Origin of the sequence: Corallococcus sp. CA054B, from assembly GCF_003611625.1 — a bacterium.
GTDB lineage: Bacteria > Myxococcota > Myxococcia > Myxococcales > Myxococcaceae > Corallococcus > Corallococcus coralloides.
In genome coordinates this window covers 1-10,706 of the sequence record NZ_RAVY01000268.1, presented here as the reverse complement: position 1 = coordinate 10,706, position 10,706 = coordinate 1, and the positions used below count along the sequence as shown (strand labels likewise).

9 protein-coding genes and 1 pseudogene are annotated in these 10,706 nt (G+C 72.1%); 9 read left to right on the top strand and 1 reads right to left on the bottom strand.

Going from position 1 to position 10,706, the window contains the following annotated elements; translation table 11 throughout:
* Positions 1-49 precede the first annotated feature (49 nt).
* The 6 genes from msrA to D7V80_RS37670 all read left to right on the top strand — a co-directional run bounded on the left by msrA (position 50) and on the right by D7V80_RS37670 (position 7,668).
* Complete coding sequence (msrA, locus tag D7V80_RS37695) at positions 50-706, top strand: peptide-methionine (S)-S-oxide reductase MsrA (protein ID WP_120592667.1); 657 nt, start codon at positions 50-52, stop codon at positions 704-706.
* A gap of 110 nt (positions 707-816) precedes the next feature.
* Positions 817-1,320, top strand: coding sequence for an aminoacyl-tRNA deacylase (locus D7V80_RS37690; protein ID WP_233586028.1), 504 nt, complete (start codon positions 817-819; stop codon positions 1,318-1,320).
* Positions 1,317-2,840: an argininosuccinate lyase gene (gene argH, locus D7V80_RS37685; protein WP_233586027.1), complete on the top strand. Its 1,524-nt coding sequence runs from the start codon at positions 1,317-1,319 to the stop codon at positions 2,838-2,840. Before D7V80_RS37690 ends, argH begins: the two co-directional genes overlap by 4 nt.
* A gap of 49 nt (positions 2,841-2,889) precedes the next feature.
* Entirely contained in the window at positions 2,890-3,972 is a 1,083-nt protein-coding gene (locus D7V80_RS37680) for a cysteine synthase family protein (RefSeq protein ID WP_233586026.1), read from the top strand.
* Positions 3,972-5,231: an ATP-grasp domain-containing protein gene (locus D7V80_RS37675; RefSeq protein WP_120592665.1), complete on the top strand. Its 1,260-nt coding sequence runs from the start codon at positions 3,972-3,974 to the stop codon at positions 5,229-5,231. The genes D7V80_RS37680 and D7V80_RS37675 overlap by 1 nt, the downstream gene beginning before the upstream one ends.
* 10 nt (positions 5,232-5,241) lie before the next feature.
* The gene (locus D7V80_RS37670) at positions 5,242-7,668 is read left to right on the top strand and encodes a M20/M25/M40 family metallo-hydrolase (RefSeq protein WP_120592664.1); all 2,427 of its coding nucleotides are present in this window, start codon (positions 5,242-5,244) and stop codon (positions 7,666-7,668) included.
* 6 nt (positions 7,669-7,674) lie between these two features.
* Here D7V80_RS37670 and D7V80_RS37665 read toward each other — a convergent pair whose 3' ends face one another.
* Positions 7,675-8,430 carry a thioesterase II family protein gene (locus tag D7V80_RS37665; protein ID WP_120592663.1) on the bottom strand — a complete coding sequence of 252 codons (756 nt, stop codon included), beginning with the start codon at positions 8,428-8,430 and terminating at the stop codon, positions 7,675-7,677.
* A 46-nt stretch (positions 8,431-8,476) separates the two neighbouring features.
* On the opposite strand from D7V80_RS37665, the gene D7V80_RS37660 reads away from it, so the two are divergent.
* From D7V80_RS37660 to D7V80_RS37650, 3 genes and pseudogenes are all read left to right on the top strand, one after another.
* Positions 8,477-9,334, top strand: a complete 858-nt coding sequence (locus D7V80_RS37660) for a bifunctional 2-polyprenyl-6-hydroxyphenol methylase/3-demethylubiquinol 3-O-methyltransferase UbiG (RefSeq protein ID WP_120592662.1) — start codon at positions 8,477-8,479, stop codon at positions 9,332-9,334.
* 108 nt (positions 9,335-9,442) lie between these two features.
* Positions 9,443-10,315, top strand: a complete 873-nt coding sequence (locus tag D7V80_RS37655) for an ABC transporter ATP-binding protein (RefSeq protein WP_233586025.1) — start codon at positions 9,443-9,445, stop codon at positions 10,313-10,315.
* A pseudogene (locus D7V80_RS37650) lies at positions 10,308-10,706 on the top strand (ABC transporter permease); the annotation flags it as partial. The gene D7V80_RS37655 and the pseudogene D7V80_RS37650, both read left to right, overlap by 8 nt.

Below are 10,706 nucleotides of genomic sequence, written 5' to 3'. Positions count from 1 at the left end.
GCCGTGCGTCGGGCGTGAAAATCGGGATGCCCGGGGCTAAAGCTAGAGCATGTTCTTCACGTCCCCGAAGAAGTTGAGGCTCCCCACTCCGCAGGAGGCGCTGCCGGGCCGTCCGCAGGAGATGCCGGTTCCGCAGAAGCACACCGTGCTGGGCACCCCGCTGAAGGGTCCGGTGCCGGAGGGCTTTGAAACGGCCATCTTCGGCATGGGCTGCTTCTGGGGCGTGGAGCGCAAGTTCTGGCAGGTGCCGGGCGTGTACTCCACCTCGGTGGGCTACGCGGGCGGGCTGACGCCGAACCCCACGTACGAAGAGGTCTGCTCGGGGCTCACCGGCCACAACGAGGTCGTGCGCGTGGTGTACGACCCGGCGAAGGTCACGTACGCGCAGCTGCTCAAGGTCTTCTGGGAGAACCACGACCCGACACAGGGCATGCGTCAGGGCAACGACGCGGGCACGCAGTACCGCTCCGGCATCTACTTCGCGAACGACGCGCAGAAGCGCGCCGCGGAGGAGACGCGGCAGGCATATCAGGCCGCGCTCAACGCGAAGGGCCTGGGCGACATCACCACGGAGGTCCTGCCCGCTCCGGCCTTCTATTACGCCGAGGATTACCACCAGCAGTATCTGCAGAAGAACCCAGGGGGTTATTGCGGTGTGGGTGGCACCGGCGTGAGTTGCCCGATTGGCATTGGCGTGAGCGCTTGACGCTCGCGCGCACGACGTGAAACACGCGTGCGGAGCGGATCCACCGTCATGGGTTCCGCTCCGCGCGCACTCTGTACGGAAGAAGGGAATCCTCTAAACTCGCGTTCGTCATGCACACGACGGATGCGCCTTCCCGACGCGAGTTTTTGGAGCAGTACCTGCGTGATTCCCAGGTCTCCGCGACGCTGATCAATCCCGGCGCGGACATGCCCACGGTGCCGCTGGCGGCAGCGGCGCTGGGCGTGACACCCGCGCAGATCGTCAAGACCATCGTCTTCGAGGGGAAGAAGGACGCGTCCCGCGCGTGTCTGGCCATCGCGCCCGGCGACATCCGCATCGCCACCGCGAAGGTGGCCGCCGCGCTCCAGCTCACGCAGCTCAAGCTGGCCAGCGCGCAGACGGTGTCGCGGCTGACGGGCTACGCCGTGGGCGGCGTTCCTCCGGTGGGGCACGCGACGCCGCTGCCCGTGGTCATCGACTCGCGCGTGCTCCCGTACGACATCGTCTTCGGCGGTGGCGGGGATGATCAGCACATGCTGCGCATCTCGCCTCGGGACATCCAGCGGCTCACCGGCGCGGTGGTGGCGGACATCGCCGCGGAGGACGCGCGATGAGCGCTCAGACGCTGGGCCGCGTTTCGCTGCCGCCCCACCCCGTCCTCTTCCGGCTGTTCTACGAGCCGGGCTTCGCGGACGACCAGCGCACGGTGCTGCCGCACCTCCTGCGCATCGACGCGGCGCACCTGGTGATGCTCGCGCACCGGGGCATCCTCCCGTCGGAGACCGTGGCGCGCCTGTTGTCCGTCAACCGCGACCTGCGGCTGCGCTCGGACGCGGGGGAGCTCGTGTTCGAGACGCCCGCGTCGCACCGCGGCCTCTATCTCACGTACGAGAACGAATACATCCACCGGCTGGGAGGCGAGGTCGGCGGCTCCGCGCACGTGGCCCGCAGCCGCAACGACATCAACGCCACCGTGACGCGGATGCGGCTGCGCACGGAGCTCTTGAGCGTGCTCGCCAACTGCGAGTCCCTGTCGCGCACGCTGCGCACGCAGGCGCACGCGCATGCGCGCACGGTGATGAGCTCCTTCACCCACCAGCAGCCCGCGCAGCCCTCCACGTTCGGCCACTACCTGACGGCGGTGCTGTCGGAGTTCGTCCGGGGCACCGCGTGGCTCGCCGCCAGCTACGGCACGGTCAACCGCAGCCCCATGGGCGCCGCGGCCGGCGGTGGCACGTCGTTCCCCATCGATCCGCACGAGGTCGCGCGGCTGCTGGGCTTCTCCGCGCCGGTGCTCAACTCCGCGGACGCCGTCGGTTCGCGGGACTTCGTCATCCAGGTGCTCGGGCCGCTGGCGCTCATGGGCACCACGCTCACGCGGCTGGCCAACGACCTGCAGGCCTGGGCCAGCATGGCCTACGGCTTCCTCGACTGGCCGGATGACCTGGTGAGCACCAGCTCCATCATGCCGCAGAAGCGCAACGCCTTCGTCCTGGAGCACATCCGCGGGCAGGCGGTGCACCCCACCGGCGCGCTGATGAACGCCTTGATGGGCCTGAAGAACACGCCCTTCACCAACAGCGTGGAGGTCAGCGGTGAAGTCTCCGCGCACCTGTGGCCCGCGCTCCGGGGCATCAGCAAGGCGCTCCAGCTCATGGACCTGCTCCTCCAGCACGTGCGCGTCCGCCCGGACGCGATGCGCGCCTTCCTGGTCCACGCGGACACGACGATGACCGCCGTCGCGGACCACCTGGTCGCGCGGCACGGGCTCGCGTTCCGCACGGCGCACGACGTGGTGGCCCGCCTCGTGGCGCGCAAGACGGGCGACACGCCCCTCACCGCCGCGGAGGCCCGGCGCGATTTGGAAGCGCTGCTGCTCGAAGTCACCTCGCGCGCCTTCACGCTCGACGAGGCGGAGCTGGCGCGCGCGCTGGAGCCCGCCACCTGCGTGGAGGCGTCCGCTCATGGCGGAGGCCCCGCGCCCGCCTCCGTCCTGGCCCAGCTCGCCGCGCTGGAGGACCCGGGCCTCACCGCCTCCCTCCAGGCCTGGCGCGTCGAACAGGAAGACGCGCGCGGCCAGTTGGAGCACGCCGTCACCGCGCTTCTCACCGCCTCCGGATTCCCGCCCCCCTAACCCGCCCGTCCCTCTCGCCATGCTCAAGGTCTCGTCCGTCCTGGAGTTGATGAAGAACACCCCCCTGGTCTCGCTGCGAGGCCGCGCCGTGAACCGGCCTCGCGCGACGCTGTGGGGCAAGCTGGAGCTGTCCATGCCCGGGCAGATGAAGGACCGGGTCGCGCTCAAGATGGTGACCGACGCGGAGGCGCGAGGCGACCTTCAGCCCGGCGGCACCATCGTCGAAAGCTCCTCCGGCACCATGGCGGAGGGCCTGGCCCGCGTGGGCACGCTCAAGGGCTACCGGGTCATCATCATCACCGACCCGCGCATCGACGTGAGCACCGCCGCCAAGCTGCGCGCGCTGGGCGCGGAGGTCCTGGTGGTGGACGTCTACCACCCCACCGGCGGCTGGCAGCAGTCGCGGCTGGAGCGCCTGCGGGACGTGCTGCGCGACGTGCCCGGCGCCTACTGGCCGCGCCAGTACGACAGCCCCAGCAACCCGGGTGCTTACAACAGCGCCATGGCCCAGGAGCTGACCGAGGCGCTGGGCGGCAACATCGCCGCGCTGGTGGCCAGCGTGGGCAGCGGCGGGTCTCTCAGCGGAACGGCCGCCGCGCTCAAGCAGCGCCTGCCGCACGTGCGCGTGGTGGCCGTGGACGCGGTGGGCTCCGTGCAGTTCCACCAGCCCAACCGCCCCCGGCTCCAGAGCGGCCACGGCAACAGCATCATCGCGGGCAACATCAACTACCGCGTCATCGACGAGGCCCACTGGCTGTCCGACGGCGAGGTGTTCCAGGGCTGCCGCGAGCTGGCCCGGCGCGAGGGCATCTTCGCGGGCGGCTCGTCCGGCGCGGTCTACATCGTGGGCTCGTGGCTCGCGGAGCAGTTCGGCCCGGACGCGCACGTCGTGGGCATCTTCCCGGACAAGGGCGACCGCTACGGGGAGACCATCTACTCGGACGACTACCTGGCGAAGCACCACATCGCCGGTCCGGAGTGCGCCGCCGCGGCGGCCCCACAGGCCATCCGCTACGGCGTGGACGTGGCCGAGCGCTGGAGCCACGCGCCGCTGCCCCATGGCGGCAGCGTCCCGTACCACGCGCCGGACATCACCCTCAGCGGCGACCTCACCCGGGAGCTGGGGCTGTGATGCGCGCGCACTTCGCCTTCATCGAGAGCAACACCACGGGCACCGGCAAGCTCGCCGTGGAGCGGCTGGTGGCCCAGGGCCAGCAGGTCACCTTCATCACCCGCCAGCCCGGCAAGTACCCATTCCTCGCGAAGCTCGCGGGCAGCCCGGGCCTCCAGGTGCTGGAGGCGGACACGAACGACCAGGAGGCAATGGACGCCTGCGTGCGAGCCCTGACGGCGCGCACGCGCGTGGACGCGCTCCTGACCTTCTCCACGTTCTACGTGCCGCTGGTGGCACGGCTGGCCGCCCGATACGGCTTCCGCTACCTGAACCCGGACGCGGCCCGCATCTGCCATGAGAAGCACGAGGCCCGGAGGGTGCTGCGCGACGCGGGCCTGCCCACTCCGGACTTCTGGCTGGTCACCTCCGAGGCCCAGGCGCTCCAGGTGAGCCGCGAGGCCACCTACCCCTGCGTGGTGAAGCCCACCGCGGAGAGCGGCAGCACCGGCGTGCGGCGCGTGGACACGCCGGAGGCGCTGCTCGCGCACTACCGGTCGCTCGCGTCGCGCCGGGTGAACGAGCGCGGTCAGCCGCTGGCCGGCGAGGTGCTGGTGGAGGGCTTCCTCACCGGGCCCGAGTTCAGCGTGGAGACCGTGACGCTCGCCCGGGGCGACACGCGCGTCCTCGGCGTCACGCGCAAGCACCTGTCCGCGCCGCCCCACTTCGTGGAGATGGGCCACGACTTCCCGGCGCCCATCGCCGACAGCGAGCGCCAGGCGCTGGAGCGCGCCGTGGTGGCCGCGCTGGACGCGGTGGGCTTCGACCTGGGCCCCGCGCACACGGAGATCCGCCTCTGCGCCCAGGGCCCGGTGGTCATCGAAATCAACCCGCGGCTCGCGGGCGGGATGATTCCGGAGCTGGTGCGCCACGCGACCGGCATCGACCTGCTGACGGTGCTGCTGGACCAACTGCTCGGGCGGCCCGTGGACCTGACGCCCCGTCAGAAGGCCACGGCCTCCATCCGCTTCCTCACCGCGTCCGGCACGGGGCGGCTCGCGGCGGTGCACGGCGTGGAGGACGCACGCCAGGAGGACGGCGTGCGTGAGGTGTCCGTGGACAAGGCGCCGGGCGTCAGCGTGCGTCCGCCGGAGAGCTCCGGAGACCGGCTGGGCCACGTCATCGCGAGCGGCGAGGACCGCGCCCACGTGGAACGCGCGGTGACGCAGGCGCTGGAGCGGATCCGCTTCGACGTGGTGGCCCCGGAAGCGGCGGCGTGAAGGTCCGCGCATGAGCTCCCGCCTCGCAAGCCTCGCGGCCGTGGTGCTCACCGCGCTCACCGCCGCCCTCGCGCTGCACTTCGCCTCCGCGCCCACGGCGCTGCCCGCGACCGCGCCCCCGGAGGTGTTCTCCGCGGGGCGTGCGCGCGAGCACCTGGCGCGCATCGCGGCCCGTCCGCACCCCGTGGGCTCGCAGGCCCACCGGGAGGTGCGCGAGTACCTGGTGGACACCGTGCGCGGCCTGGGCGTCACGCCGGAGGTGCAGGCCACGGCCGCCATCCACCCGGACGTGGAGGAGCAGTCCATCCCGGGTGCCACGGTCCACAACGTGCTCGCCCACGTGAAGGGCCAGGACAGCCGAGGCGTCATCGCCATCGTCGCGCACTACGACTCCGTGCCCACCTCGCCTGGGGCCTCGGATGACGGGGCCGGCGTGGCGGCGATGCTGGAGACGCTGCGCGCGCTGCGCACGGGCCCGCCGCTGCGCAACGACGTCCTCTTCGTCTTCACGGACGCGGAGGAGACGGGGCTCGTGGGGGCGCGGGCGTTCGCGTTCCATCACCCGCTGGCGGACCAGGTCTCCGTGGTCCTCAACTTCGAGGCCCGGGGCTCGAATGGGCCCTCGCTGATGTTCCAGCCGGGTCCCGGCAACCGCTGGCTCATCCAGCATCTGGCGCGCTCGGGGGCGCCCGCCCAGGCCAGCTCGCTGTTCGACGAAGTGTACCGGCGGCTGCAGAACGACACGGACTTCTCCGTCTTCCTCCAGCGGGGGAAGACGGGCCTCAACTTCGGCTTCCTCGACGGGTTCATGCGCTACCACGCACGCACGGACGACCTCGCCCACTTCGGCCTGGACAGCCTCCAGCACCACGGAGAGGTGATGCTCGCGCTCGCGAGGCACATGGGCAACGACGCGTTGGAGCCCGCACCGCCGGAGGACGCCGTCTACTTCAACGCCGGGCCCATCCTCGTGCACCACCCGGCCACCTGGGCCGTGCCCATCGCGCTGCTGGCGCTGCTCGCGGTGGCGGCGGCGATTGTCCAGGGACTGAGACGGGGCCGGCTGCGCGCGTCCGGGCTGGCATGGGGCGCGGGCGCGTTGCTCGCGGCGACGGTGGCGAGCGCGGCGGTGGTCCAGGCCGCGTGGTCGCTGGTGCTGCGCATCGACGGGGGCCTGGGCGTATTGCCGCAGGGCGACGCCTACCACGGCACCTTCTTCATCGCGGGGCTGCTGGCGCTCACGCTGGCAGCGGTGGTCAGCGTCCAAGCGCTCTTCCAGCGCAGGGCGCGCGCGGAGGAACTGTCGGCTGTGGCCAGCAACCAGGCGCGCCTCCCGCGTCAGGCGAACACGGAGGAACGGGTGGCGGGAGCCGGCGTCCGGGCGTGCTTCCTGCGCCGGGCGCTCGCGGAGGAGCTGGGGGCGGGGGCGCTCGTGGTGTGGGCCGTGCTGGGCGTGCTCAGTGCGTTCGCGGCGCCGGGCCTCAGCTATCTGTTCGCGATGCCTGCCCTCGTGGGCGCGTTGGCGCTCGGAGGACGGCTTCGCGGGTCGCTGGAGCAGCCCTCCGCGCGAGGCCGGCTGCTGCTGGCCGTGAGCGCCATTCCGGCCCTGCTGCTGTGGGTGCCGCAGGTGCTCAACCTCTACGTCGCGCTGACGCTCGCCATGGCACCGGTGGCGACGCTGGCGGTGGCGCCCTGGCTCGCGCTGCTGTGGCCGCAGGTCTTCGCGCCGATGGCGCGCCCCGGCCGGATGGTGGCGCTGCCCGTGCTCGCGCTGGCGTGCGTGCTCCTGGGCGTGGGCATCGTGCGGGAGCGCTTCGACGCGAGCGACCCGCGTCCCAGCAGCGTCGCCTATGCCGTGGATGCCAGTCTCGGCGAGGCATACTGGCTCTCCAGCGACTTCGAGGTGGACGCGTGGGCCTCCCGCTTCGTGAGCGCGGATGCTCCGGCGCGCCGCCTGGACAGCTACCTGCCCCGCTTCTGGCGCGACGTGCGCGTAGTGCCCGCGCCCCACCGGCCCCTCCCGGCCCCCACCATTCGCGTGACCCAGGACGAGACGCGGGACGGGCTGCGTCGGCTGTTGCTCCACGTGGAGTCCGTGGAACACGCGCCCCTGCTCCAGGTCCGCTTCGGCGCGGGCACGCCGCTGCGGGCGCTGACCATCGCCGGCCAGGTGGTGAACGCGAGCGCCGTGGCCCGGCTGCGCGACGTGCCGGGCGGCGGTCTCCTGGAGTACTGGGACGTGCCTCCAGGAGGCCTGCCGCTGGAGCTCACCGTGCCCGAAGGCACGCGAGTCCAGCTCCGCGCGACCGCCGTGCGCTACGACCTGGACCAGGCCCCTGGCGCGCCCGCTTCGCAACGCCCGGAGGACACCATGCCAGTGCCCTTCGGCTTCGCGGTCACGGACGAGACGCTGGTGAGCGTGACGGGCGAATACTGACGCGCCTCAGAGTCCCGGCACGGCCCCGCGCAGCTTCCGCCACATCACCTGGATGACCGCGGGGTAGGCGGCGCGGATGAAGAGGTGTCCCCCAGGCAGCATGTGCTGGGAGAACGCGCCGCGTGTCCGCTCGCGCCACGCGGCCAGCTCCTCCCGGGAGACCGCCGCGTCATCCAGCCCTCCGAACGCGGAGAGGGGAACGTCCACCGGCTCACCGGGTCCGGGCGCCGCGCTCTCCGCCAGTTGGAGATCCGCGCGCAGCAGGGGCCCCCACGCCTCCATCAGCCCCGCGTCCGGGAGCCCATCGAAGGCCCCCGCGCCCAACCGCCGCACCACCTGGAGGAACTCCGGCTCCGGCAGCGCGTGCAGTAAAGGCCCCGTGCGCGGCAGGCCGGGCGCGGGCGCGCCGGAGACGAAGAGGTGCAGCGGCATGGGCCCGCCTCGCTGACGCAGGCGCCGCGTCCACTCGAAGGCCACCAGCGCCCCCAGGCTGTGCCCGAAGAAGGCGAACGGCCGGTCCTCCAGCCAGGGCAACAGCGCCGCGTCCAGCTCCTCCAGCAGCGCGGGCAGCGACGTGAAGGGCCGCTCCGACAGGCGCTCCTCGCGTCCCGGCGGCTGCACCGCGGCCAGCTCCATGCCCTCCGGCAGCACGCTGGCCCAGGGGCGGAACACGGACGCGCCACCGCCCGCGAACGGGAAGCAGAACAGGCGCACGCGGGTGCCAGCGCGGGCCCGGTGCAGGGGCAACCAGGAGGAAGTCACCCCTCCCTTCTACCCTTCCCCCCTGCACCCCTGGAATCATGGCCCCATGGCTCCCTCCAAAGAACTGCACGAAGCCAACCGGCGCTCGTGGAACGAGGCCACCCCGGCCCACAACAGCCACAAGGGCGACCAGGCCCGCGTCCTGCGAGAAGGCGGCTCCACCCTCTTCCCCGAGGAGCAGGAACTGGTCGGCGACGTGCGGGGCCGGTCGCTGGTGCACCTGCTGTGCAACAGCGGGCAGGACACGCTGAGCTTCGCCGCGAAGGGCGCGCGGGTGACGGGCGTGGACATCAGCGACGAGGCCATCGCGTTCGCGCGCTCGCTCTCCGAGGCGTCCGGCCTCCCGGGCACCTTCGTGCGGCAGGACGTGTACGACTGGCTCGCCGCCGCCTCCGCGGAGGGCACGCGCTACGACGTCGCCTTCTCCTCCTATGGCGCGATGTGCTGGCTGTCCGACCTGGGCGCGTGGGCCCGGGGGCTCGCGGGCGTGCTCGCTCCCGGAGGCCGCTTCGTCGTCGTCGATTTCCATCCGCTGGCGCTCACGCTCGACGAGCAGTGGAGGCTCCACTACCCCTACGGTGGTGGCGTGCATGTGGAGACCTCTGGCGTGACGGACTACGTCGCGCAGGCGCAGGACGCGCTCGTGCCGTGGGGCTTCAAGGAGGGCGTGAAGGACTTCCGCAACCCGCATCCGGACCACACGTTCCAGTGGGGACTGGGGGAGATCATCACCGCCCTGCTGTCCGCGGGCCTGCGGCTGGAGACCCTCCGCGAGTACCCGTACGCGAACGGCGCGCGCCTCTTCCCGCGCATGCGCGAGACAGAGGGCCGCCGCATGTGGCCACCAGAGGAGTTGCCCTCCGTCCCGCTGATGTTCGGACTCGTGGTGATCAAGCCAGCTTGAGCCCCGCGCCTACCCGCCACCTCCTTGCTCGCATCCGGAAATTTGTCTATTTCCGGACAGGTGGGGATTTCCATCCGTGTGCAGGGATTGCACAAAGAGTTCGGTGATGTGGCTGCCGTTCGGGGGCTCGACCTGGAGGTCCGCACTGGCGAGTGCTTCGGACTCCTGGGCCCCAACGGCGCCGGCAAGACGACGACGCTGGAGATCCTCGAGGGGCTCCAGACGGCCACCCGTGGCGAGGTGGAGGTGCTGGGGCGCACCTGGGAGAAGGCCGGGAACGCGCTGCGCCAGCGCATCGGCGTGGTGCTCCAGGAGAACCTCCTCTCCGACAAGCTGACCGTGCGCGAGACGCTGGAGCTCTTCCGGTCCTTCTATTCGCAGGGGCCGGACACGGAGGAGCTGCTGGCGCTGCTCCAGCTCACGGACAAGGCCGACAGCTGGGTGGTGCGGCTGTCCGGCGGCCAGCGGCAGCGGCTGTCCATCGCGTGCAGCCTGGCGGGCGACCCGGAGCTCATCTTCATGGACGAGCCCACCACGGGCCTGGATCCGCAGTCGCGCCGGGCGCTCTGGCAGCTCATCTCCGCCTTCCGCGCGCGCGGGCGCACCGTGGTCTTCACCACGCACTACATGGACGAGGCGGAGCAGCTCTGCGACCGCGTGGCGGTGGTGGACAAGGGCCAGGTCATCGCGGTGGGCACACCCGCGGAGCTGGTCGCGTCGCTGGGCGGAGAGCACGTGGTGGAGCTCACCACGCAGCCCGCGCTGGGCCCGCCGGACTTCGAATCCGTGGCCGGCGTGACGGCCGCGCGCACCACGCTCACGGGCCGCCTGGCGCTGTCGGTGTCGCGGCCCCACCTGGCGCTGCCCTCCATCCTGGCGCGCATCGCGGAGCGCGGCGCGGAGCTGTCCGGGCTGACCACGCGCAACGCCACGCTGGAGGACGTCTTCGTGTCCCTGACGGGGAGAAACCTTCGTGACTGAGCCCACAATGGACGCGGTCGCTGGCGCGCAGGCATTTCGGGGACGGCGCATGCCGCCCCTGGCGCGCCTGACGCTCACCCGGCTGCGGGAGTTCATCCGCGAGCCGGGCACCCTCTTCTGGACGTTCGTCTTCCCCATCCTCCTCACGGTGGCGCTGGGCAGCGCGTTCAACCAGGGCGCGACCCCGCGCACGCGCGTGGCGGTGGTGGACGGGCCCGGCGCCGAGCGCGTCGCCTCGGCCCTGGCCGCCCACCCGGGCCTCACGCCCGAGCGCGTCCCGGCCTCCGAGGCGCAGGCGGGCCTGCGGGCCGGCCGGTTCGCGCTCCAGGTGACGCCTCCGGAGCAGGCCGGGGGCGCGCTGGCCTACCGCTTCGACCCCACCCGCCCGGAG

Excerpts from the sequence above, each read along its gene's own strand:
- msrA (WP_120592667.1), top strand. The coding sequence starts at position 50 with ATGTTCTTCACGTCCCCGAAGAAGTTGAGGCTCCCCACTCCGCAGGAG.
- D7V80_RS37660 (WP_120592662.1), top strand. The coding sequence starts at position 8,477 with ATGGCTCCCTCCAAAGAACTGCACGAAGCCAACCGGCGCTCGTGGAAC.
- D7V80_RS37680 (WP_233586026.1), top strand. The coding sequence starts at position 2,890 with ATGAAGAACACCCCCCTGGTCTCGCTGCGAGGCCGCGCCGTGAACCGG.
- D7V80_RS37670 (WP_120592664.1), top strand. The coding sequence starts at position 5,242 with ATGAGCTCCCGCCTCGCAAGCCTCGCGGCCGTGGTGCTCACCGCGCTC.
- argH (WP_233586027.1), top strand. The coding sequence starts at position 1,317 with ATGAGCGCTCAGACGCTGGGCCGCGTTTCGCTGCCGCCCCACCCCGTC.
- D7V80_RS37690 (WP_233586028.1), top strand. The coding sequence starts at position 817 with ATGCACACGACGGATGCGCCTTCCCGACGCGAGTTTTTGGAGCAGTAC.
- D7V80_RS37675 (WP_120592665.1), top strand. The coding sequence starts at position 3,972 with ATGCGCGCGCACTTCGCCTTCATCGAGAGCAACACCACGGGCACCGGC.